Raw genomic sequence first — 22,982 nt, forward strand, 5'->3', positions numbered from 1 at the left:
TTATCGTACAGGGTGGCGGAGTCATTTGTTTTTTAGTTATATTAAACCAATCTATTTTTTTTATATATTGTATTAGGGGGATTCGTGAATTTTAAATTTCGCAAGACTGTAGAAGTAAAAAAAATACCCTGCAGACGGTTTGTTTTGTTTTTTATGTTTGTTTCACTCGTTTTTGTTGCCGGATGCTTTGGTGATGAAGATGAGAAAGCCGCTGAGCAACAGGCTGTTCCGGTAAAAGTTTATAAAGTAACCGAACAGAGTTTTCCTGTTAAAGGTGAATACGTAGCTCAGATTGAAGCTAAAAAGACCGTCGAAATTCGTTCACGGGTTGAAGGGTATCTTAAAGAGCGTCACTTTGATGAAGGCCAGATTGTTACTAAGGGACAACTCCTTTTCGTTATTGATCCTAGACCTTACGAAGAAACTTTGAAGCAGGCAGAAGCTGAATTGGCTCGTAGTGTGGCGACCCTCAATAAGGCTAATACTGATTACAAAAGATTTAAAACTTTGTTTGATCAGGGAGCGGTCAGTCGTGATGAATTCGACACCCGGGTAACCGATAAGCAGGTTCTTGAAGCTCAGCTCAATAATGCCAAGTCTTCCGTTAAGCAGGCAAGTCTGAATGTTGATTTTACAAGTATTTATGCACCGATGGAAGGTATTATCGGGAAAACTCAGGTCAACCTTGGGGCACTGGTTGCGAAAGAATCTTCATTGCTTGCTACAGTTTCTGCCGTAGACCCTGTATATGTAAACTTCAGTATTCCCGAAAAAGAATATCTTTTTGCAATTAAAGAGATTGAAGAAAAAAGAAAACAGAATTTGCCGGAGCGCAGTCAGACTCTTCGAATCATTCTCGCTGACGGTAAGTTTTATGATCATAACGGAACATTCAGCATGGCAGATAGAGCTGTGGACCCTTCAACCGGAACACTCAGTTTGCGTGCCGTTTTTCCGAACCCCGAGAAAATGCTGAGAGACGGGCAGTATGCAAAGATTGTTGCTCTTCTTAAAGAATATCAAAATGCGTTAGTTGTTCCTGCAAGAGCCATTTTAGATGTTCAGGGTCGTAAATCGATTTTGACTGTATCTTCCAATGGAACTGTTGTTGAAAATGCGGTAACGATTGATTATTCAAATGATCAAAGTGCTGTTATTGGGAAGGGGCTTAAAGACGGAGATCTGATTATTGCTGACGGTGTTAACAAAATCAGGCCGGGAACATTGATTGCTCCGGAGATTGTAACTCCTGATAAGACTAAATAAGCAGCGTGAGTGTAGATATTTTCCGGGCATCTTTAAACGGTTTACATAAATTATTTTGTGAGCAAGCTTCCTCCCTTATTCTGCGGGGGGAAGCTTTTTAAGCTCATATACAGGGAAGGGGAATGGTTAATTTTTTCATCGATAGACCGATTTTTTCATCGGTAATATCCATAGTCATTACACTTGTAGGTTTGCTGAGTATTTTTTCTTTACCTATCGCTCAGTATCCTGAAATTGCTCCTCCCAGCGTGCAGATTTCTACCGTATACAACGGGGCCAGCGCCGATGTCGTTGAGCAGACTGTAGCCGCTCCTATTGAAGAGCAGGTTAACGGTGCTCAGGATATGCTATACATGAACTCCATCAGTTCCAATGATGGAAGGCTTGTTCTTAATGTTACTTTTGACCTTGGCCGTGACCTTGAACTGGCTACTGTCGATGTGCAGAACCGTGTAAACCTTGCTACTCCTCAGCTTCCTGCTGAAGTTACAAAGTCCGGTGTCAGTGTAAAGAAACAGTCCTCCAGCATGCTTTGTGTTGTCAGTTTGCTTTCTCCGGACGGTACATATGATTCTCTTTTCCTTAATAACTACGCAAAAATTAATCTTTATGACGCGATTGCCAGAATTCCCGGAGTCGGTAATATCAGTCTTTTCGGTGATCAGGATTACGGAATGCGTCTTTGGCTTAATCCTGACAAAATGGCCCGCCTTGCAATTACCTCCGGTGATATTGTTACCGCTGTGCAGGCTCAAAATCTGCAAGCTCCCGCAGGACAGGTCGGACAGCCTCCTGCCGCTATGAATCAGCAGTTTCAGATGACCGTCCGGGTTAAAGGTAGACTTAGCGAACCTGAAGAGTTCGGAAATATAATCATTAAGGCTAATCCTGACGGCAGCACTGTAAAAGTCAGAGATGTTGCGCGAGTGGAGATGGGGTCTAAATCTTACACTGCTTTCGGAAGGCAGGGGGCCGCTTCCAATGCAATGCTTCTTGTTTATCAGCTTCCCGGGGCGAATGCGCTCGATGTTGTTCAGAAAATTCGCAGTACAATGAAAGAACTGGCTCCATCTTTCCCGAAAGATGTTGTTTATGACATCCCTTACGATACTACTCTTTTTGTTACAGCCTCCATTGATGAAGTTTTGAGCACTCTTTATGAAGCAATGTTTCTTGTTTTCATAGTTGTCTTTATCTTTTTGCAAAATCTCAGGGCAACAATCGTTCCTATGCTTGCAGTGCCTGTTTCACTTGTGGGAACTTTTGCATTTTTCCAAGTACTCGGATTCTCCATCAATACGCTGACCCTTTTCGGAATGGTTCTAGCCATCGGGATTGTTGTTGATGATGCCATTGTTGTCGTGGAAGCTGTTCAAAAGAAAATTGACGAAGAAGGAATGGACTCAAGAACAGCAACAAAAGCGGCAATGAAAGAAGTTTCAGGTCCTATTGTTGCGACTACAATTGTTCTTATTGCTGTATTTATTCCGGTTGCGTTCATGGGAGGTATAACCGGTCAGCTTTATAAACAGTTTGCGCTGACCCTTGCCGTTTCGGTCGCAATTTCGTCAGTAAATGCATTGACTTTTTCTCCTGCCATGTGTGCTCTTCTGCTTCGTCCGCAAACGGAAGCCCGTGGTCCTCTGGGATGGTTTTTCAGAGTTTTTAATAAGTATTTCAGTAAGGTTACGGCAGGTTACACCTTTGGTGTACGGCTTATGATCAGAAAAGCTTTTGTGTCCCTTACTTTTTTTGTCATTATTCTGGGTGGTGCATGGGTCCTCTTCGGTTCAGTTCCGACCGGTTTTGTTCCTGACGAAGATCAGGGATACTTTATGGTTAATGTCCAGTTGCCGGAAGGAGCTTCTCTCCAGCGTTCGGATGAAGCTGTAAAAGAAATTGAAAAAATCCTGAAAAATGAACCGGGAGTTAAAGATTTCTTTGCTCTTGGCGGTTTTAACCTGATAACATCTGCATATTCATCATATACTTCGACTGTTTTTGCCATATTGGAGCCTTGGGATGATCGTAAAGATCCATCTCTGAGTGTCGGGGCTATTATGCAGAAAACCCAGAAGAAATTTATGGGTATTCAGGATGCAAGAGTTTACAACTTCAATCCGCCTCCAATTAATGGAATCGGTTCAACCGGTGGTTTGCAGTTTGAATTGCAGGATAGATCAGGTGGGACAGTTGAAGAGTTGGCTCAGGCTGCGCGGGACTTTATGGCTAAAGCTTCACAGCGTCCTGAGATACAGAGTCAGTTTTCTTCTTTCAGTGCGAATGTGCCGCAGCTTTTTGTAAATGTTGACCGGGATAAAGTCAGCAAGCTTGGAATTCCTCTTAATGAAGTTTTCAGCGCTTTGCAGACATTTCTTGGCGGATATTATATTAATGATTTTAATAAATATGGTAGAACATACCGCGTAATGGCGCAGGCCGATTCGCAGTTCAGAACCAGTCCCGAGGATGTTTCCAAATTCTATGTGCGCGGGGACACGGGGCTGATGATTCCTCTTTCTACCTTGATAACAAAAGAGACAATACAGGGGCCGGAATATATCCGTCGTTACAATCTGTTCAGAGCTGTTGAAATAACAGCGGCAACCGCTCCCGGTTACAGTACCGGACAGGGAATTGCTGCTATGGAAGAGGTTGCCCATGAGGTTCTTCCTAGAGGATATGGTTTTGACTGGACGAATATAGCTTATCAGGAAAAGAAATCCGGCGGCGAAATTGTGGTTATTTTTGCTCTTGCGGTGCTTATGGTTTTTCTTGTTCTGGCAGCGCAGTATGAAAGCTGGATTATTCCTCTCGCCATTGTTTTTTCTGTGCCGCTCGGAGTTTTCGGGGCGATTGCCGGGCAATGGATGCGTGGTCTTGATAATAACGTTTACGCTCAAATCGGTTTAATTATGCTGATCGGTCTGGCGGCGAAGAATGCTATTTTGATAGTTGAGTTTGCTAAGCATAAGTATGAAAGTGGTTTATCTGTGGTTGATGCGGCGGTTGAAGCTGCTCATTTGCGATTCCGCCCGATTTTGATGACTTCATTCGCGTTTATTCTCGGAGTTATTCCGCTTGTTGTCGCGACCGGTGCCGGTTCGGGTAGTCGTCATGCGCTGGGGACATCTGTTTTTGCAGGTATGATTGCGGCGACTATTTTAGGGGTTCTATTTGTACCTCTATTTTATGTGCAGCTCATTAAAATGATAGAAAAGAACAAAGCGAGAAAGACTAAAGGCGATTCTTCCGGTGATGAATCGTAGAAAGTAAAAAGAATAATTCATCAGATTTGGTTGTTTTCTGTAAAACGGAAGACTTATAAAAATTAAAAGATCCTTTTTGCAAATATTGATTTGTAAGAAGGATCTTTTTTTTGGGAATAAAAGATAGTTTTTTAGATTCGGTGAATGGGAACTGGCAAAGTCAAAATAATGTAAACGGCTTATAGTCAGTGTGCTTTTGAGTTCAGCGTAAGTAGCGTGTGTCCCTGAAAATGAAATAGTAACTCCATGCTGCGCAAGCCATTCCGATGAAAGCTCCGAATATTACATCCGAAGGGTAATGCTTACTCACAGCAATTCTGCTGAGACCTATCAATACAGCCAGAATCAGTGGCAGGCAGCGTCTTTTTGGTAAAAGCAGCGCAATAGGACAGGTTAAAGAGAAAGCGCGTAGAGTGTGTCCTGACGGGAATGAATGTTTAAGATATTTATCTGAAAACCAGGTGAAGCCGTAAGATCCGTTCTCAAAAAAAAGAAGCGGCCTGTAACGGGCGAAAAACCATTTCAATTCATCACCGATCAGCATTGCACTTCCTGTTGCAAGGGCAATAAAAAGCAAGCTGCGGGAGCGCATACTCTGCCCATTAACTACAGCGTCACATACTCCGGTTAAAAGAGTTGCGAAGGTTATAGTTTGAACCACATGTTCTGATGCCAACGCGCTTATTCCCTTACCGAGTGTTACCAGAAAAGAGTTCTTAAGGGCATGAGCGCCTTTCGCGATGGGTAGATCGAGGAACTGATAGAACAGCACAATGGTGATCAAGGTAAGTATACCGATGACTATTGTTAGTTTTCCGAGTTTGTCTGAATCTCGAAACATATCTATTTCTCCGGTAGACTATTCCATGCGCGAAAAGCGGAGGGTTCTTCCATTGCCTTCCATGAAGAGCAGACCGTTTTCTGTTTTAATACTTAGAGGTTGACCGAGAGCTTCAAAAAATTTGAATTCCTGATGATCAAGTGCTTCTCCGCAGGCCATGCGAGTACTTGCAAGTGGTCCTGTTTCGACTTTTTGATCATTAAAAGTGTAGCTTCCGCTGAAACGATTGCACCCGCCTGATCCTGATATTTTCCCGTCTTCAGAAAACATAAGCCATGACTGTGCGAAATCGATAACACCCTTACCGTCGAGATCTTCAAGAACCCATTTTGTTTGTAATGGCAGTTCGGGAGATTGCGTGGTTTTGGAACCGGCGCAGTTTGCCAAAAAAAGTGTCAGGCAGATAAAAAGAATTTTAAATGTCGTAGATGAGATGTCTTTTTTTGTCATTATTCAGATCCTCCGTGAGTGTAATATAATCTGAAAATGATATTTACGATATGGGAAAATATTGTTGAAGCTGGAGGCCCTTTATTCTGAGCTTAATCCGCAAAGCATATGTCCAAGTATCAATCCGCACTTTTCTTCGCAGGAAGAATAAAACTGCTTATGCTGCTTGGAGCCGGAGCGGTTTTCTTTGCCGTAATAAAATTCAGCTATGCCGCGCGGTGTCAGCCCGTTGCGTAAAGCGAAATTAAGGAGCTTCGGAGCGCAGCAATCACCTGTGCCGGTTGGAATTCCTTTGTTGGAAGGAGCTACTTCCGGTAGGATTTTAGTTTCTCCGGTGAAGTTGGGTAAACGATATATGGCGTGGATTTTTTGCATCAAATCGCGGGACATTTGTTTGCGGTGCAGGGAAAGTTCTTTGCGTTCTTTTGATTCGGCTGGGAACAGTTCCATTTCTCTGCCGATTCTTTTGATTTCGAGTTCCGTAGTTTTGGTAAGAGAATCAAATTCGGTGGTATCAATTATGGGTGCAACCCATCCAGCAACTTCCCATATGCCGTTATATTGACCTGAGAAAGCATAAGCAGCATCGGTTTTCCCTTGATTATCTGTGTAAGTCATTACGCCGAACATTTGTCCCCGGGCATTGCCGAAAAGATAATCGGTGGACAAATCCGGATTCGCATCAGCGGAAGGGACGGTGAAATCTATGCGCTTTTCCCTGTCCAGTTTTTTCATGAGAAGTTCACACAATTCGAGGGTGTTCTTCGATCCTAACGTATGAGTTGTCTTGCATTTTTCGCAGAATCCTGAATACATAATATCCGCTAATGCAGGCTGTTTTTTATTGCTCATATTCGTTTGGTTGCTCTCAAAAAGAAAAAGGGGTTGCGCGTAAGCACATCCCCTTTAAAAATCTATTTTCAGAAGCCGCATATTGCTGCCCTGTAATACGTTCACGGAAGTCCGTTAGGAAACGTGTCCCTTAAAGGTCACAGATACAATTCCATATTCGATCTTTCCGCGAGGCGCGTTAACCAGAGCTTCGTCGCCTTCTTCTTTTCCAAGTAGAGCCTGTCCCACTGGGGATTCAATAGAGATGATTCCCTTTTTGAAATCACTTTCGTCGGGGCCCATTATTGTATATATTTTTGTATCGCCTGTTTCAATATCTTCCAGCTCAACAGTTGCTCCAAAAATTATTTTGGACCCTCCGAGTGTAGCCAGATCAATAATATTAAAATGAGGGATTCGGGATTCAATATAATTTATTTTAGCTTCCATCATTCCCTGACGCTCACGCGCAGCATGGTAGCCCCCGTTTTCCTTAAGGTCGCCTTCTTCGCGAGCTTCTTTGATTGCTTTGATTACGCCTGGACGTTCTCTTTTCAGAGAATCCAGTTCTTTCTTAATCTTGGCAAAGCCTTCTTTTGAAATGGGTATCGTGCTCATTTCATAAACCTCAAATTTTTCCTCGGTGGTGTCAATAAAAATGCAGCCGCAACCGGAGCGATTTCCGGAAGAGAAGCTGCTTAGTACGGTGCAACATTCAGTTGCTGAAATACTTGCGTAGAACATCCACGCTCTATGGTCAAGAAGCTTTTATATGTCTAACGAGCAGAATGTGTGGTTATTTTTTAGTTGGGTTTGTATAATTGCGGTCTGAGCAGAGTGGGGTTATTTGAAAAATAAATACATTTCGAGGTGCTACTTTAGGATTATAATAGACCTTATCTAAAAGATCCTCAATTTAGGGGCTCGGTTCCCTTGAAGTTTGTGGCGAATAATTAATAAGGTAGGTCCTGCAGGCAGGCGCGTCCTACGCATTGTTGTTAACTCTGTGTATAGGTTTAGATAAATGGCTGATAACGTAAAAGCTATTAAGAAAAAAGATGTTAAGCCCGGTATGTATATTCGCGGGTACGGTAAGGGGTCTTTTCTTGACCCGCAAGTTGAAGTCGGCAGATTTATAGAATCTTTTGATGATATTGCAAAATATCTTCCTGATGACACAGAGCAGGTTGAAATCCTTACAGACAAAATTCTGGATATCCCTGACAAAAAAGAGACTAAGTCAAAGCGGACAGCAGATGCTGCGGCTCAAGATTTGGCGGAGGCTTTGCCTGCAGCACGTAAGGTGCACGGCGAAGCTATGAGCTATGTAAAAAAAATGGTAAGCGACATTCGTGATGGTAAGAGTGTTGATATTGCAGATGTGGAATCAATTGTAGATCAGATTATTGAGAATGTTTCTGTTAATAAATCAGCATCAATGACTTTGTCTTTTCTCAAAAATTATGACGAATACACCTATACTCATTGCATAAATGTCAATTTGTATTCTGTGCTGCTGGGAAAAGATCTCGGGCTGGATAGAGCCGCTTTGCAGCGGTTAGGGGTCGCCGCCTTGTTTCATGATGTAGGAAAGGGGCAGATTTCTAATAAGGTTTTGAATAAACCGGGTAAGCTTACGGATGAAGAATACGATATAATGAAGAGTCATTCGTTGCTGGGATTGAAAATTTTAAGATCAGTAGAAGGGATGCGGAAAGATATTCTTCGAGGTGTAGTTGAGCATCATGAGCGATTTAATGGAACAGGTTATCCTTACAGCCTTGCCGGAGATGGAATTCATCCTTTCGGACGAATGATAGCCATTGCTGATGTTTATGACGCTCTCACCAGTGTCAGAGTTTATAAAAAGGCTATGACCGCATCCAAGACATTAAGTCTTATGTATAAATGGAAGGGTACTGACTTTGATCCTGCTTATTTTAATCGTTTTGTAATGGTTATGGGTATTTATCCTCCAGGTACATTCGTTCAATTGGAAGATAAGAGATTTGCATTGGTCCTTGAAACAAATGATGATGCCCCTCAAAAACCGATGGTTAAGGTGCTTTTTGATAAAAAGATGCGGCCTGTTGTTTCCGAGTGTATTGATTTAAATTCTTATGGTATGGAAGGGCAGGGAATGAAAGTCCTTTGTCAAATTGATCCTTCGGAACTGGGCATAGACTTGAAACGGCTTACGGGGTTTTTAACTTGAGGAGATATAAAGTATGCATGTTTGTCCATGGTGGTTGACGTATACTTTTGATAATTTTTTACGGCGTATGCTTGATCCTGTGGATGATGCTTTGTCAAAATGGGTGAAACCCGGAATGACCGTGTTAGATTTCGGTTGCGGGTTTGGGCATTACTCTATTGGAGCGGCTCAGCTTGTTGGCAAGGGCGGAAAAGTTATTGCCGTTGATCTTCAGGATAAGATGCTCGAGATCGCGATGGAGCGGGCGGCTAGAGCCGGTGTTGATGATATTATTTCCCCGCATAAATGCGGACCTCTAAAAATTGGTTACACCGGAAAGGTTGATTTTGTAGTTTCCGGTCATGTCCTGCACGAAACTCCGGATTTGGAAGGAGCCTTCAGGGAAGTATTTTCTGTGCTCAAGCCCGGCGGAGGGTTCTATTTCACGGAACCGAGAATGCACGTGAAGGATGAATTTTACCGTGCTGAATTAGCCACTGCGGCAAAAGTCGGATTTAAAGTCACGGAACTACCTTCTGTGCTGCTTGCATACAGAGCTTATCTCAGCAAGTAGATCTTTTAAATTACAAAACTCATGTCTGAGAAAACTTTCTCTTCATCATATAATGAAGGGTATTTTTCTGATATCAGATTCATTGTTTCAAAAAATGCATCCCACCCTGCTGCTTCCGCCTCTTTCTTTTTATCCACAAACAATTTGAAGATCAGCCCTCTGGGACATTTTGTCATGTTCAGTTCAAGTACTCCAACGGGCGTTGATTCCAGCCAGACGGCAGACCATGCGGTTCTGTCCCCTTCTGTTTTTTTATATTTTTCAAAATAAGCTTCGAATATTCTTTCAATTTCATCGCGCTGCATAATAATTCCTTCCTGAGTCTATGGTTGGATAAAAATACTTACTTTTTTACTTTACTCTTTTTCTTGAATGGCAGGCAAGTTTGACTTTGCAAAGGTTAAATATTGCAAATTTGTACTTTAAGGTCTTTTTACAGAGAATATATTGACAAAAATGTTATAAATGTCCGTGTTTGCACAGGTGAATTAAGGTTATTCCTTGGCAAGGAATATTTAGAGTATATTAAATCAGTCTGTATCCTATATATAATAGGCATGAACTCGGCTTTTAATGTTTAACCATACTATGACAATTATGGCATTTTTAGTGTTTCAAGCTTAGATAGTTTGGTGCAGGAGCGTATTTTGCAAAAAATGGTAAGTCTGGTTAGGTTTGGCCTTAATATTGAGTATAATTAGTTTTATTAAGTTGTTTCAGTATGTTATAGCGTTTCGAAAAACGTAAAGAAGAGGGGCCTCTTTAAGGTCTGTTGCGGAAAAAGAATGGAGGTGAAAGAGGTGAAATAAGAATTTTAACCAAAAAAAACTCCATTTTCGTATTTTTGTTTGCCAAAATTGTTCCTTTCTGCCATTGTGGTCTTCCTGAATCGCTCTAATCTGCAAAAAACGACCTTTTTATTCTGGTTTTGATTCTTTTTTTTGAGCACCGAATAACTTCAACACCAATTTTGAGGGGTGGAAAGACTCAAAATGTAAAGGTGTCCGCTCCGCTTGATGACAATTCTCGAGTTTACTGATTAGAGCCGGGGTGGCTGAGTTAAAAATACATTTCAAGCAACATTTTCTGTAGCCGTGTAAAAGATATTTAGAATTGAGTTGGTAAAATATACTAGATTGTATATATCTTTAAGTAACTGCAAGAATGTGGAACCTTATAATCATGGAGTGATCTGACAATATGTGCCGTTTATTTGCACTTACAAGCCGTGATCCAATTTCACCCATGCGCGCTATTGATGCTCTTAATGTAATGAAAGAAGGGCATGATGGCTCCGGTGTGGGATTATATTTGAATGGACTCAGCGGTCCGTTTGAAGAATTAAAAGATTGTCCGATTTTATCGGGTATCTTCACAGAGGCCGGCCTTCGCAGGTTGGATCAGTTCATAATGGATAAGGGATTTAAGTCCAAATTCAGTATCCTTTATACTCCTCATACTCCTCCTCCTGTCGGAACTCCTGTTCGCGGAACATATGCTGCTATTGCTTACAGTGTTCCCAGAGGATGGGAAGACATGACTGAAGCAGAGCAGGGAGTTCGTCTGGTTCAAATGCGTCTAGATCTTAAGAAGATGGGCGAAGAAACCGGCGACATGATGGTGTTCTCTTTCTGGCCTGACACAATAGTAATCAAAGAAGTCGGTGATCCACTCGAAATCGGCCAATACCTTTTGCTTGATCGCAATAAAGACATCTATGCCCGCAGAATTCTTGCTCAGGGCAGACAGAATACCAACTACGCGATCAACCTTTATGCATGTCATCCTTTCTTTATAGAAGGCGTTGCATCCATGACTAATGGTGAGAATACCGCTTTTCTCCCCATTAAAGAATATCTTGAATCCAGAAATATTACTGGGTACAGCGGATATCAGTCCGACTCTGAAGTCTTCACTCATATTGCTCACTATGCAACTAAAAAACTCGGCCTTGATATCAGGGCATATAAACATATCATTACTCCGTTAAGTGATGGCGAATTAGCACATCATCCTGACAGAGAATTTTTGACAGACCTCAAAAGGACATGCCGCAAGCTTATTATTGACGGTCCTAACTGTGTCATCGGCTGTCTGCCCGGCGGACACATGTTTATGACTCAGGACCGCAAGAAATTCCGTCCCGGAATTGTCGGCGGTAAAGACGGCATCTTTGGTTTCTCTTCTGAAGTTTGCGGCCTGAATGCCGCTATTCCTGATCGTGATAAATCCAAAGATTTTCAACCAATGCATCTTGATACAGCTATTGTCGGACCCGACTGCAAGGAGATTATCCAATGCTCTCAAACAGACCAATTACCCCGTCAACTTTAGGCGTAAAGGATTTGCCATGGCAAATCGAGTGGGACAAAGACCTTTGCACACAGTGCGGTCGTTGCACCTCGGTCTGTCCGGTAAATGCTATTGAACTAGGCGTATTCCGTAAACGTGATATTAAAACTCCTATCGGTCTTAAAACAAAGGCGACTAACGAGTATTCAGTATTTTACGGAATCAGACAGAGAACCGATCCTGCATATGGATGTATCGGTTGTTCCATGTGCAACATGGTCTGTCCAAATAATGCAATCAGGCCGAATCGTGATGAAGGGTCTACTACCCTTAAGTTTCATAGTGACAGAGGCGGAAACCCGAGAACTCGCGGTGGACGCAGAAACTCTGGTGAAAGCCTGCTTGATCAGATTAAATTTATGCGTATTTCCATGCTTACCGACCCTGCACTCGATGCAGGCAGGCATGAATTCAACCTGACTACTCTGCTCGGCAGGGTTCAGTCTCCCGAAGAAGGTATGAAGACCTTTGCGGAAAATGGTTGGAAGCCTCCGGTAAGGGAAATATATCCACTGGTCATCGGCGGCATGTCTTTCGGCGCACTTTCCCCCAATATGTGGGAAGGTTTGCAGATGGGCGTTGCATACCTCAATGAAGAGCTTGGTATGCCTGTCCGCATCAGCACAGGTGAGGGCGGTTGTCCTCCGCGTCTGCTGCGCTCCAGATTTTTGAAATATGTAATTCTACAGGTTGCAAGTGGCTATTTCGGATGGGATGAAATTATTCATGCTATCCCAGAAATGAAAGTCGACCCCTGCGCTATTGAAATCAAATACGGTCAGGGAGCTAAGCCCGGTGATGGCGGTCTGCTCATGTGGTATAAAGTTAACAAGCTGATTGCTGCTATTCGCGGTGTTCCTCAGGGAATCAGCCTGCCGAGCCCCCCTACCCATCAGACTCAGTATTCCATTGAGGAATCTGTTGCCAAGATGATTCAGTCCATGAGTATGGCTTGGGGATTCAGGGTTCCTGTATATCCGAAGATCTCAGCATCTTCCACCTCGCTTGCAGTTCTTAACAACCTGACACGTAATCCTTATGCGGCAGGGCTTGCTATTGACGGCGAAGACGGTGGAACAGGCGCGGCATACAATGTGTCCATGAATCACATGGGACATCCTATCGCAAGTAATTTGCGCGATTGTTACAACGCACTTGTCCAAACCGGAAAACAGAATGAACTTCCACTGATCGCAGGTGGCGGTATCGGTAAGTCCGGTAACCTTGCAGCTAACGCAGCAGCTTTGATTATGCTCGGCGCAAGTATGGTTCAGGTTGGTAAGTACGTCATGCAGGCCGCAGCAGGCTGTCTCGGTTCCGAGAAAGACCGCTGCAACGTCTGTAATCTTGGGATTTGTCCGAAGGGAATAACTTCGCAGGACCCACGTCTTTATCGTCGTCTTGACCCTGAAAAAGTTGCAGAACGCGTTGTTGACTTTTATCTGAGCTTCGACACGGAACTCAAAAAGATTATTGCTCCTCTTGGACGTTCGACCTCTTTGCCTATCGGCATGGCGGACGCACTCGGAATCAGTGATCGTGATGCAGCCGACAGACTCGGCATCAAGTACGTGGTTTAAAAACCGAAGCTCATGATATACCGGAGATAAAAAATGGCTACAGAAACAATATGCATAAACGGCGTTGAAGACGGTTTACGTCTTGAATCACGCATTCTTGAAGAACTTATTCAAAAGAGTGTTCGTGAAGGCGCCCGTAAGCTTAAAATAGATGCCCTTGGTCAACATGGAATTGGTGGGCGGCTGTGGATTTCCAAAGAAGAACCGATTGAAATCGAAGTTGTAGGGTCTCCCGGTCAGCGTTTGGGTTCAAAAGGTTTCCCCGGAACAACCATTACTGTACACGGATCAGTTTCTGATGACGTTGGCTGGCTTAATGCCGGAGCGGAAATTATCGTTCTCGGCAACGGTTCCAACGGCGCATGTAATGCAATGGCGCAAGGTAAAGTCGTAATTAACGGGAGCATCGGTGCTCGCGGTATGACCATGACCAAAGCCAACCCGAGATTTGATCCACCCGAATTATGGGTTCTCGGATCAGTCGGTGACTATTTTGCTGAATTCATGGCTGGCGGAATCGCAGTAGTATGTGGTTACGAAGGGCAGACTCAGGAAAACGTTCTCGGGTACAGGCCATGCGTAGGTATGGTTAGCGGACGTATTTTTGTCCGTGGACCACATGACGGTTTTTCTCAGTCAGATGCCATTCTAGAACCTATCAGCGATGCTGACTGGGCATGGCTGACCGAAAATATTAAAGAAAATCTTGCTAAAATCGGCAGATCGGAAGCCTATGAAGATTTGATTAACAGATCTGATTGGCAACTTATCAGAGCCAAAACTCCTTTTGAGAAAACAGGAAAAGTCCGTCGCTCAATGACTGAATTCCGTGCGAAAGTATGGGATGAAGAATTGGGACGTGGCGGTTTGATCGGAGATTTAACTGATATTGACAGATCCCCGATCGGGCTGGTTCCCACAGGTAACCTCAGAAGATTTGTTCCTGTTTGGGAAAACGCTAAATATGCGGCTCCTTGTCAGAACAATTGTCCTACCGGGATGCCTGTTCAAGAACGCTGGCAGCTTGTTCGTGACGGTCTTGTTGATGAAGCTATCGATTTAGCGCTTGCATATACTCCATTTCCGGCAACAGTCTGCGGATATCTCTGTCCTAATTTGTGTATGGAAGGATGTACTCGCGGTCTTAAAAATATGCCCGCTGTGGACATTACGAAGTTGGGACGTGAGGGCGTGAAGAGCAAGGCTCCTAAGCTGCCACCGCTTTCCGGTAAAAAAGTAGCTGTTATCGGCGGGGGCCCTGCCGGGATCTCCATTGCATGGCAGATTCGTATGAAAGGGCATGAAGCTGTCGTTTACGATATGGCCAAAACTCTTGGTGGTAAAATTGCTTCAGCTATTCCTTCAAGCCGTATTCCTAAGGAAGTTCTTGAAGCTGAACTGAAAAGAGCTGCGGAAGTTATTCCTCACGTTCATTTGCATAAGAAAATGGATGGCGATGATTTTGCAGAACTTAAACAGGCAAATGATGCTGTAGTTCTTGCTATCGGTGCTCAGAAACCGCGCATGATTCCTATTCCCGGTCATGAAATGATTACTCCTGCACTGACTTTCCTTCAGAGTGCAGTTAAGGGTGATGCCAAGGTCGGTAAAAAAGTAGTTATCATCGGTGCCGGTAACGTCGGTTGTGACGTTGCTACTGAATGCGGCCGCCTTGGCGCTGAGTCCATCACTTTGATTGATATTCAGGAACCGGCTTCTTTCGGTAAAGAAAGGAAAGAAGCAGAAGAGGCAGGAGCAAAATTCAAGTGGCCTTGTTTCACTCAGGAAGTGACTAAAGAAGGCGTTTTGCTTAAGTCCGGCGAGCTTATTGAAGCTGATACCGTGATTCTCTCCATCGGGGATACTCCTGATGTTGAGTTTCTTCCGGACGGTATTGCTATTGATCGTGGTCACGTGGTTGTTAATGATTATTATCAGACCACTGATCCTAAAGTCTATGCCATCGGTGACACTGTGCGTCCCGGTTTGTTGACTCATGCCATCGGGCATGGTCGTAAGGCTGCGGAAGCAATTGATGAAATATTCACAGGCAAACGTCCTGAGGCTGTCCCTAAGCAGGTTATTGACTATACCAGAATGACTCTTGAGTATTTTGATCCTCGTCTGACTGAATTTTCAGACATGCAGCAGTGTGCAAGTGAATGTTCATCTTGCGGATCATGTAGAGATTGCGGCCTTTGCGAAACGGTTTGTCCTCAAGGGGCGATTACCCGCAAAGCCCTTGGCGGCAAGAAGTTTGAAATGGCGGTTAATCCGGATAAATGCATCGGTTGCGGTTTCTGCGGAAACGTTTGTCCATGCGGTATCTGGAATTTGCTTGAAAACACACCACTTGGTTAGTTCTCACTGATAAATATATAAAAAGACCACCGAATCACTTCGGTGGTCTTTTTTTTGATTGAATCTAAAATAATGGCGGAATTTCAAATTCCAGCACTTCTTTTGTTTTGGGGTGCGTAAAGCATAAGTAGCCGGCATGAAGTTTTAGCTGTCCCGGCGCTGTTCCCGTTCCATACAGCCTGTCTCCTGCAATGGGACAGTTAAGCCCGAGAGGATGGGCCGAGTGGACTCTCAGCTGATGAGTACGGCCTGTACGGGGGCTGAATTCCACTCTAGTCATGCCATTCTCTATTCCCAGTTTGCGCCAGTGAGTTACACCTAATTTCCCGTGTATGGGATCATACACCTGATAGGGGCGGTTGTAAGGATCAAGCCTGAAAGCCATCTCTATGATGCCTTCATCTTCTTTTATAATTCCATCCAGCAAAGCAATGTATTTTTTTTTGACCTGCCGTTTTTGAAACTGATCAATCAGTTCCCGCACCGCACGAGCAGTAAGTCCCAGTACAAGCAGTCCGGAAGTGTCCATATCAAGCCTGTGAACCGTGGGAAATTTGCGGCATTCAGGAAACATGGCCTGAACACGTGTAACCACGCAGTCTTGATTTTCAGGGCCGCGTCCGGGGACAGATAACAAGCCGCTTGGCTTATTCACAACCACGAGCTTGTTGTCGGCATATACTATGTCTAGAAGCTTTTCTTGGCTCATTCTGAATTTATCTACTTTTATTGCAAGTTAAATTTTGTAAACAACGCATTATATAAAGCAGGATTTGTATATTGTGAGTTCCGTGCTGAGTCTTGTTTGCAGTTTCCATGTTTAATATCAAGTCATTTTTCCCGCATATCATAACATTATTTAAAACGCTGGTGACGGAATAAGATCCCTTAAAAAATGTGAACAGGTTAATACTTCCTAAAAAAGGTTTTTTAGTCTTTTGAATATGTATGCCTGATCATTTTTATTACAACAGTTTGATATTCTTTTAAATAGAAGAACGGAATTTTTTGCAGCATATTTGTGATTTAGGTCGTAAATAGCAAAAAGTTAAAATATATTTCCTTTTAAATCAGTGTATTAAAGTTGTTTTGTGCTAAAAATCACAAGCAAGTGCATTTTTTTGATTGCATAATCAATTAGAATTCCCTATTGTTTGATCAATCGATCAGCACAGACGTTTTTGCAGAAAAGATTTAGTGATAAAAAGCACAAGCAGAGTTCTGGTTGAGGAAAAAAGATTTAGTCAGGAAATTTTAGGATCTAAAAATATTTTATTAACTTTACTTCCATAAATATGGAACAGGTAACAGAGATGAAAAAAATGAGTGTTATATTTCTTGTTCTTCTAGTTATTGTAGCAGCCGCAGCAACCGCTGAATGTCAGGACCCAAAGTCTAACGATGTAACAACTGTAGCTGAAGCCAGAATTTCCGGTTCAGATACTAAAGCAGTACTGCACGGACACTTCATCAAGAAGATTAACAATAATAAGTATGTATTTCAAGACGCGACTGGCGAAATCATTGTGGATTTAGGCACTGACAAAGCAGGTTCCCTGCCTGCTAACGAAAGCGCTGAAGTCTCACTTGAAGGCAGGGTCGAGCAGGACCTTATCTTCGCCGGGATCGAAGCTCAGAAAATATCCGTTCTAAACTAAGTACGGACCTCACCGGAAGTTTCTTCCGAACCTAGAAAGGTCGCCTCAAACAGGTGGTCGCCTAAGCTGAATTGTCATCAGTTTTAAAGGCCGCGTCAGATGACGCGGCCTTTCTAGTTTTGTTCGTTCAGTGTGTTAATTATTTTTTCTTTAGAAATAGGTTTAGTGAGGAAAGAATCGCATCCTGCCGCGAGTATTTTTTCTCGTACTTCAGTTAAAGCGTGAGCCGTAAGAGCTATAATTCTACATGGTGTTTTGTCTTGTTCTTTTTCCCATTCTCTTATTTTTCGAGTGCATTCATAGCCGTCAATAATAGGCATTTCAATGTCCATTAAAATTAAATCAAAATGTGAGCTGGTTCCTTTGTCAAAGCCTTCCTGTCCGTTTTTAGCAATGGTCAGTTTATGGGGAAGGTTTTTGAAAAAAAGTTCAATCAACATGCAGTTGGCATTATTATCTTCTACCAGCAGAACATTGAGAGGCGAAGTTTGAATTTCGATTGTCCGCATGTTGTTTTTTTCAGAAAGATTATGAGAAGTTTTGACTAGGATTTCTTTTGCCACTTTTTCCAGATCGAAGAGCGTGAGTGGTTTAAGCATGACATTTCCATTAAAGGATTTGTCTATATGATCATGGTCCACAGTGGCAATAAGGATAATTCTTTCTTCCTGTACTCCCTGTTCTTTTAGCGATGAGACTGTTTTATCCCAATTCCAGCCGTGAATATTATCTTTGATAAGAATAAAGTCATAAATCAGCCCTTTTTGTTTTTGATCACTTATCAATGTTTTACCGGTTTCAAAAGAACGTGCTTTATCAATTTGTTTAACAGTTGAACCGAGTCTTATTGCAAAAGCTTCGCGTGAATAATCTTGATCGTTAATCAGCAGGATAGACTTATCTTTAAGGATTGAGTCGTTGGAAAAAATGACGGTACTTTTTATAAAAGGAATATCCATATGTACTGTGGAGCCGAACCCTTTTTCACTTTCAATCCAAATTTTTCCACCCATTGCTTCACAAAGGGATTTGCAAATTGAAAGACCCAGACCTGTTCCTCCGTATTGGCGTGTTGTTGAAGAGTCTGCTTGTGTAAATCGGTCAAAAATACTTTCGAGTTTGTTTTCTTCAATTCCTATCCCGCTATCCTTCACAGCAAAATGTATCCCTACCTTATTTTTAGATTTAATAGATTTGTTTTCGCTCAGGGACACTTCAATAACAACAAAACCTCTTTCGGTGAACTTGATGGCGTTGCCGATGAGGTTTACAAAAATCTGTTGCAGTCTTGAAGGGTCGCCGATAACTTTTTGAGGAATATTTCTGTTGATATTGTACGCAAGCTCCAATCCTTTGCTGTGGCCTGCAAGTGCTGTGACCTTAAACGCTTTTCCTAGCAGTTGGTCGAGATCGATATCTTTATGTTCAAAGTGGGCTTGCCCTGCTTCAATTTTGCTTAAATCCAGAATCTCATTAATCAGGAGCAGCAGTGATTTTCCAGACTCTTGAAGGATTTCGATAAATCGTTTTTGTTCACTGTCCAGTCCGGAATCTTCGAGAATTTCAGCCATTCCTAGAATCGCATTCATAGGAGTTCTAATTTCGTGGCTCATCGAGGCAAGAAATTGCGATTTGGCAACGGCTCCTTTTGAAGCTTCGAAAGCCATTGCTTTCGATTCAGCAATAGCTTTAATCAGTTTCTGGTTGGTTGTTTCGAGTTCGTGAGTCCGTTCCTGAACTTTGACTTCAAGGTTTAGGTAAAGATTCTTCAGGTTTCTACTCATATAATTGAAATTTAAGGCTAATCTTCCTATCTCATCTGTCCTTTTGCCCACATCCAACGTAACAAATTCGCGATTTGCAATCTTTCTTGTATTTTTATCAAGCATTCCCAGAGGAGTAATCAGAATGCGTTTGAAAAAAGCATCCAAAGCGATAATTGTGCAAAGCATACATGTGCTGAAAAGAAGAATCAGACTGAGGGTTTTTTCATTAATCTGACGTTTGACCTTATCAAGTTTCAATCCAATTTCAACTCGCCCCAAAAGTTCTTCACCATTGAGAATAGAGCGAGATACAATCATTATATTGTCGCCATATTGCGGCTTGTTTTTAATTGTGTGATTTTTGGAAATAATATTTCCCGATTGTAGAAAAGATGCACCTTCGCGGTCAAAAATTTCGCAAAAGGCTACTTGGGGTGATTGTTCGACAGAAAGGGCTAGATCTTCTATTAAAAAGAAGCTGAAACGTGGCAGGTATTCTGCACATGAACGAGCTGTCAGAGCCGCTATGCTGCTGCCATGTTCGTAGAGGCGGTTTTCTAATGATTTTTTCTGGGAATCCACGATGTAATAACCGAGAAAAAAGAAAAAAATCGCCAAAATAAGACCAGTGCCTATTGATATTTTCAGCCTTAAATTGTCTTTCATTTTTTAATTATGTTGAAAAAAGTGTTCCGTTTTTATTTCAGTATTGTGTTTTTTGGGTGATATTTTTTTGAAAGTAAGTGAATTATGCTTTTATTCATACTGATCTTTCTTGATAATGATTTCTTTTTTGATAATCTTCTTTCTGATTATATCAATTTTTTTCAAGATTTCGTCCGATATTTTATCGCGGGTATATTTCATCTCGCTTAAACTTACTCCATCCCCTTCCAGTCCATAGTAAGTGGGACCGGATGAAAATTTACCTTTCATTATGTCTTTGAGTTCTTCATAGGCAGCTATATCCATACGTTTGATCATGCTGGTCAGAACATTTCCTTTGGCTAAAGAATCCTGATCTGAATCAACTCCTATTGCGTATTTCCCCGAGCGTCTGGCTGCTTCTATTATTCCGTTCCCTGTAAGTCCGGCAACGGTAAAAATGATATCTGTATTATTTCCGTATTGATTCATAGCCAGCTTGTATCCTTTTTTAGGGTTGTTAAATCCTGAAAAATCTCCGGCGGGGCTGAGATATTCAACAAGAACTTTTGTTCCGGGAGCTGCATATTCTGCTCCGTCGAGGAAACCTTTTTCAAACTGTTGTACAGCAGGAACCTCCGCCCCTCCTATAAAGCCGATAGTGTGTGTCTTTGTCACATATCCGGCAAGAGCTCCGGCCAGGAATGATCCTTCGTACTGCTTAAATACGGCTGATGAAATATTAGCAACATTCTTAATTGGAACTTCTATCATTATAAATTTTTTGTCGGGGTAAATTCGGGCCGCTTGTTTTGTAAGTTCTTGATGTTGTGCCCCCAGAAGAATGATCACATCAGCTTGATCGGCAAGAGTGGTAAGATCTTTAAGTGTTGTTTCGCCTGTTTTACGAGATTCGAGAATTATCAGCTTAAAATTGAATTCTTGCTGTGCTTTGCGAATTCCGCCGTAAGCCATGTCGTTAAAGGACATGTCCCCTAATCCTGAGGTACCGGTAACAAATCCCACAACGGGAGGTTTTGCCCATGCTGTTGCAGCCAGAAGCAGAAGTATAATAATAGTCGATAATATTTTTTTCATGAGAGTCACTCCCGTATTGAAATATGTGTTCGGCTGGTGAAATGTTAAAATAATTTATTTATACAAAAGCATAATAAAAAAACAATCAGAAAGACAGAGGATTAAGTGTTTATTGTTTCTTGAAAGCAAGAAAACCCTTACATTGTTTTACGCAAGGGGTTTTTAAAGAAGTTTGAATTTAATGTTTATACATTTTTAATATCTAGACACGGCAGAGTCTTTTTTTTCTGCGGAATTTATCACCGCACTGGGCAAGCCATACTCCGGCAAAGATTATCAGTGATGCGAGCATTTGCAGGGAAGTTAGAGTTTCATCCAAAAGAAGCCAACCGAAGAAAGCCGCAATCGCGGGAACAAGATTGATGAATGCAGATGCTTTTCCGGCAGGAAGTTTGCTCATTCCGACATTGTAAAGACCGAATGCGCCAAGAGTTACAAATGCCCCGAGATAGCCTGCAATTATCAGAATGGTGAGCGGTTCAGGCCCAAGTCCGTCGCGAATGAGTAAGTATAGACCGGGTATAAAAAATAAACATCCTGACGCGTTTTGAACAGCCGTAAGTGTCCACGGGCCGTAGTTCGCAGATAATCGTTTTACTAACAGCATGTATCCCGTCGCGCTGATCATTGCTGCGATTTCCAGCATGTTGCCAAGGATTGGGTTGGTTGCATTAATCGATGGAGAGCCTGTGAGTGAAAGTACTCCAACTCCTGTTATGGATATTGCCAGTCCCAGCCAGCCTATAATCGTAGTCTTTTCCTTGAAAAAGAATCCTGCTCCTACCGCAACCATCAGAGGTAGTGATGCTGAAATCAGTCCTGCCTGTGTTGCTGATGTGTAGGTCAGGGCATGAGATTCGAATGAAAAATAGAGGCAGGGCATCAAAAAAGCTAAAAGGGCAAGAGCTTTGCGGTCTTTTCCTTTTTTTACAGGTTCGGAAAGTCTGGACGTAAAAGATATGAGGGCAAGTGTGGCAATACCGGTTCTGAGCCACATGATGGCCCACGGGTTTATGGTTGTAACCAAGTGTTTCATTGCCGCGAATGAGCTACCCCAAAGAAATACTGCGCCAAGCACAGCCAGTACAGGAAATATATTTTGCGGGTTCAAAGAATCGTCTTTCTGATGATCAGTGGTCATTGCTGGTTCTCCTATTAGGAGTGTCTTTATCGGGATGGGCTTTTTGAGTCTTGGAAAAAATTGCTATTCAGTGAGGAAGTGCTGAGATGGAAGGTTATTGACCGTAAGTATATTGACTTGGCGTTGCTCCCGTATATCTGTGGAATACGTTTGTGAAATGGCTTTGATCTGAGAAGCCGCTTTCAAGAGCAACTTGTGCAAACGGAGTCCCGGTGCGAAGTAGTTTTTTGGCGTGTTCGATCCGTTGTTGAATGTGAAAGTTATGAGGAGGCAATCCGGTGGCTTCGCGAAAAACTCTGAGTAAATGATAACGGGAAAGTCCTGCTATTTGCGAGAGCTCTTTAAGGGAGACTTTGCCGGAGAGGTTCTCTGTTAAGTAGTCCCGAGTCTTTTGCACCGCTACAGGCTCTTTGGTTTTAGGAACTTTGGAGGTTATTTCGCAATGACGGGTAAGCAGTGCTGCCGCTGCTCTGGAAAGAGCCGTGTCGAGAGCCAGTCTGCCTGATTGGGCTACAACAGTGTGTTTCAATTGTGTGAGGGAACAGGTGGCAAGCTTGTCTTCAATTACTACTGATCTGAATTCAGGCAGTCCTTCTTTTTCAGCAAGATCCCTTGAAGCTTGTTCAATAAGGGGATTGGCAAAGCTGAAAACCCGATAAGTGATTAGTGAGTTCCGGCTTGGCAGGACTCCGGAATGAACAAGACCGGGATTAAATAGGGCTATTTCTCCTCCTCTGACAAACGAACTTTCTGCTCCGGACTGACGGCAATAGCAACCCCCGGCTTCCATTACTCCGACAGAGTGGAAGCCGTGCGTGTGATTCGGGAAAGAGTGATTCGAGTTTATGACTTCCTGAATCTCTAACCCTTCGACCTCAACGGGGCGCAGGTATTGAATTTTGCCCTTGCTCATAATTTATCTCGCTGCAAAATTTTCGCATAATCCTTATTACTAG

General features: G+C 42.7%; 18 protein-coding genes. 8 read left to right on the forward strand and 10 right to left on the reverse strand.

The features are described from left to right. The first annotated feature begins 84 nt into the window (after nucleotides 1–84). Together JEY82_RS05790 and JEY82_RS05795 are read left to right on the forward strand one after the other, a co-directional pair. On the forward strand, nucleotides 85–1,266 hold the full coding sequence (locus tag JEY82_RS05790; RefSeq protein ID WP_304083666.1) for an efflux RND transporter periplasmic adaptor subunit: 1,182 nt from the start codon (nucleotides 85–87) through the stop codon (nucleotides 1,264–1,266). A gap of 122 nt (nucleotides 1,267–1,388) precedes the next feature. Beyond that, nucleotides 1,389–4,535: an efflux RND transporter permease subunit gene (locus tag JEY82_RS05795; protein WP_304083668.1), complete on the forward strand. Its 3,147-nt coding sequence runs from the start codon at nucleotides 1,389–1,391 to the stop codon at nucleotides 4,533–4,535. A gap of 202 nt (nucleotides 4,536–4,737) precedes the next feature. Here JEY82_RS05795 and JEY82_RS05800 read toward each other — a convergent pair whose 3' ends face one another. From JEY82_RS05800 to greA, 4 genes are all read right to left on the reverse strand, one after another. After that, the gene (locus JEY82_RS05800) at nucleotides 4,738–5,376 is read right to left on the reverse strand and encodes a phosphatase PAP2 family protein (RefSeq protein ID WP_304083671.1); all 639 of its coding nucleotides are present in this window, start codon (nucleotides 5,374–5,376) and stop codon (nucleotides 4,738–4,740) included. A gap of 18 nt (nucleotides 5,377–5,394) precedes the next feature. After that, complete coding sequence (locus JEY82_RS05805; RefSeq protein WP_304083674.1) at nucleotides 5,395–5,826, reverse strand: META domain-containing protein; 432 nt, start codon at nucleotides 5,824–5,826, stop codon at nucleotides 5,395–5,397. An 81-nt stretch (nucleotides 5,827–5,907) separates the two neighbouring features. Further along, the gene (locus tag JEY82_RS05810; RefSeq protein WP_304083676.1) at nucleotides 5,908–6,678 is read right to left on the reverse strand and encodes a hypothetical protein; all 771 of its coding nucleotides are present in this window, start codon (nucleotides 6,676–6,678) and stop codon (nucleotides 5,908–5,910) included. A gap of 114 nt (nucleotides 6,679–6,792) precedes the next feature. Continuing rightward, entirely contained in the window at nucleotides 6,793–7,275 is a 483-nt protein-coding gene (greA, locus tag JEY82_RS05815) for a transcription elongation factor GreA (protein ID WP_304084068.1), read from the reverse strand. 406 nt (nucleotides 7,276–7,681) lie between these two features. On the opposite strand from greA, the gene JEY82_RS05820 reads away from it, so the two are divergent. Together JEY82_RS05820 and JEY82_RS05825 are read left to right on the forward strand one after the other, a co-directional pair. After that, nucleotides 7,682–8,872: an HD-GYP domain-containing protein gene (locus JEY82_RS05820; RefSeq protein WP_304083678.1), complete on the forward strand. Its 1,191-nt coding sequence runs from the start codon at nucleotides 7,682–7,684 to the stop codon at nucleotides 8,870–8,872. Between the two features lie 13 nt (nucleotides 8,873–8,885). Beyond that, nucleotides 8,886–9,425: a class I SAM-dependent methyltransferase gene (locus tag JEY82_RS05825; RefSeq protein ID WP_304083681.1), complete on the forward strand. Its 540-nt coding sequence runs from the start codon at nucleotides 8,886–8,888 to the stop codon at nucleotides 9,423–9,425. A 5-nt stretch (nucleotides 9,426–9,430) separates the two neighbouring features. Here JEY82_RS05825 and JEY82_RS05830 read toward each other — a convergent pair whose 3' ends face one another. Next, complete coding sequence (locus tag JEY82_RS05830) at nucleotides 9,431–9,730, reverse strand: hypothetical protein (protein WP_304083684.1); 300 nt, start codon at nucleotides 9,728–9,730, stop codon at nucleotides 9,431–9,433. Nucleotides 9,731–10,625: 895 nt separating this feature from the next. Between JEY82_RS05830 and JEY82_RS05835 the strand changes: the two genes are divergently transcribed. Genes JEY82_RS05835 through JEY82_RS05845 form a run of 3 tightly spaced genes read left to right on the forward strand, consistent with a single transcriptional unit; the run spans nucleotide 10,626 to nucleotide 15,718 of the window. Beyond that, entirely contained in the window at nucleotides 10,626–11,759 is a 1,134-nt protein-coding gene (locus JEY82_RS05835; protein WP_304083687.1) for a glutamate synthase, read from the forward strand. Beyond that, nucleotides 11,723–13,357, forward strand: a complete 1,635-nt coding sequence (locus JEY82_RS05840) for a glutamate synthase-related protein (RefSeq protein ID WP_092162784.1) — start codon at nucleotides 11,723–11,725, stop codon at nucleotides 13,355–13,357. Before JEY82_RS05835 ends, JEY82_RS05840 begins: the two co-directional genes overlap by 37 nt. Nucleotides 13,358–13,390: 33 nt before the next feature. Continuing rightward, the gene (locus JEY82_RS05845) at nucleotides 13,391–15,718 is read left to right on the forward strand and encodes an FAD-dependent oxidoreductase (RefSeq protein ID WP_304083691.1); all 2,328 of its coding nucleotides are present in this window, start codon (nucleotides 13,391–13,393) and stop codon (nucleotides 15,716–15,718) included. A gap of 64 nt (nucleotides 15,719–15,782) precedes the next feature. On the opposite strand, the gene JEY82_RS05850 is transcribed toward JEY82_RS05845, so the two are convergent. Then, entirely contained in the window at nucleotides 15,783–16,427 is a 645-nt protein-coding gene (locus tag JEY82_RS05850; RefSeq protein ID WP_304083693.1) for an RluA family pseudouridine synthase, read from the reverse strand. 613 nt (nucleotides 16,428–17,040) lie between these two features. On the opposite strand from JEY82_RS05850, the gene JEY82_RS05855 reads away from it, so the two are divergent. Further along, complete coding sequence (locus tag JEY82_RS05855; RefSeq protein WP_304083696.1) at nucleotides 17,041–17,376, forward strand: NirD/YgiW/YdeI family stress tolerance protein; 336 nt, start codon at nucleotides 17,041–17,043, stop codon at nucleotides 17,374–17,376. 113 nt (nucleotides 17,377–17,489) lie between these two features. Here JEY82_RS05855 and JEY82_RS05860 read toward each other — a convergent pair whose 3' ends face one another. From JEY82_RS05860 to JEY82_RS05875, 4 genes are all read right to left on the reverse strand, one after another. Continuing rightward, entirely contained in the window at nucleotides 17,490–19,724 is a 2,235-nt protein-coding gene (locus JEY82_RS05860; RefSeq protein ID WP_304083699.1) for an ATP-binding protein, read from the reverse strand. Nucleotides 19,725–19,898: 174 nt separating this feature from the next. Beyond that, nucleotides 19,899–20,885, reverse strand: coding sequence for a BMP family protein (locus JEY82_RS05865; protein WP_304083702.1), 987 nt, complete (start codon nucleotides 20,883–20,885; stop codon nucleotides 19,899–19,901). 202 nt (nucleotides 20,886–21,087) lie between these two features. Next, complete coding sequence (locus tag JEY82_RS05870) at nucleotides 21,088–22,026, reverse strand: DMT family transporter (protein ID WP_304083705.1); 939 nt, start codon at nucleotides 22,024–22,026, stop codon at nucleotides 21,088–21,090. A gap of 94 nt (nucleotides 22,027–22,120) precedes the next feature. Further along, nucleotides 22,121–22,939 (reverse strand): AraC family transcriptional regulator, encoded by an 819-nt coding sequence (locus JEY82_RS05875; RefSeq protein ID WP_304083707.1) that lies wholly within the window; start codon nucleotides 22,937–22,939, stop codon nucleotides 22,121–22,123. Nucleotides 22,940–22,982 lie beyond the last annotated feature (43 nt).

Source organism: Maridesulfovibrio ferrireducens, assembly GCF_016342405.1.
Lineage (GTDB): Bacteria > Desulfobacterota > Desulfovibrionia > Desulfovibrionales > Desulfovibrionaceae > Maridesulfovibrio > Maridesulfovibrio ferrireducens_A.

Coding starts and splice junctions, on each gene's coding strand:
- JEY82_RS05795 (WP_304083668.1), top strand. CDS start 1,389: ATGGTTAATTTTTTCATCGATAGACCGATTTTTTCATCGGTAATATCC.
- JEY82_RS05800 (WP_304083671.1), bottom strand. CDS start 5,376: ATGTTTCGAGATTCAGACAAACTCGGAAAACTAACAATAGTCATCGGT.
- JEY82_RS05805 (WP_304083674.1), bottom strand. CDS start 5,826: ATGACAAAAAAAGACATCTCATCTACGACATTTAAAATTCTTTTTATC.
- JEY82_RS05810 (WP_304083676.1), bottom strand. CDS start 6,678: ATGAGCAATAAAAAACAGCCTGCATTAGCGGATATTATGTATTCAGGA.
- greA (WP_304084068.1), bottom strand. CDS start 7,275: ATGAGCACGATACCCATTTCAAAAGAAGGCTTTGCCAAGATTAAGAAA.
- JEY82_RS05820 (WP_304083678.1), top strand. CDS start 7,682: ATGGCTGATAACGTAAAAGCTATTAAGAAAAAAGATGTTAAGCCCGGT.
- JEY82_RS05825 (WP_304083681.1), top strand. CDS start 8,886: ATGCATGTTTGTCCATGGTGGTTGACGTATACTTTTGATAATTTTTTA.
- JEY82_RS05830 (WP_304083684.1), bottom strand. CDS start 9,730: ATGCAGCGCGATGAAATTGAAAGAATATTCGAAGCTTATTTTGAAAAA.
- JEY82_RS05835 (WP_304083687.1), top strand. CDS start 10,626: ATGTGCCGTTTATTTGCACTTACAAGCCGTGATCCAATTTCACCCATG.
- JEY82_RS05840 (WP_092162784.1), top strand. CDS start 11,723: ATGCTCTCAAACAGACCAATTACCCCGTCAACTTTAGGCGTAAAGGAT.
- JEY82_RS05845 (WP_304083691.1), top strand. CDS start 13,391: ATGGCTACAGAAACAATATGCATAAACGGCGTTGAAGACGGTTTACGT.
- JEY82_RS05850 (WP_304083693.1), bottom strand. CDS start 16,427: ATGAGCCAAGAAAAGCTTCTAGACATAGTATATGCCGACAACAAGCTC.
- JEY82_RS05855 (WP_304083696.1), top strand. CDS start 17,041: ATGAGTGTTATATTTCTTGTTCTTCTAGTTATTGTAGCAGCCGCAGCA.
- JEY82_RS05865 (WP_304083702.1), bottom strand. CDS start 20,885: ATGAAAAAAATATTATCGACTATTATTATACTTCTGCTTCTGGCTGCA.
- JEY82_RS05870 (WP_304083705.1), bottom strand. CDS start 22,026: ATGACCACTGATCATCAGAAAGACGATTCTTTGAACCCGCAAAATATA.
- JEY82_RS05875 (WP_304083707.1), bottom strand. CDS start 22,939: ATGAGCAAGGGCAAAATTCAATACCTGCGCCCCGTTGAGGTCGAAGGG.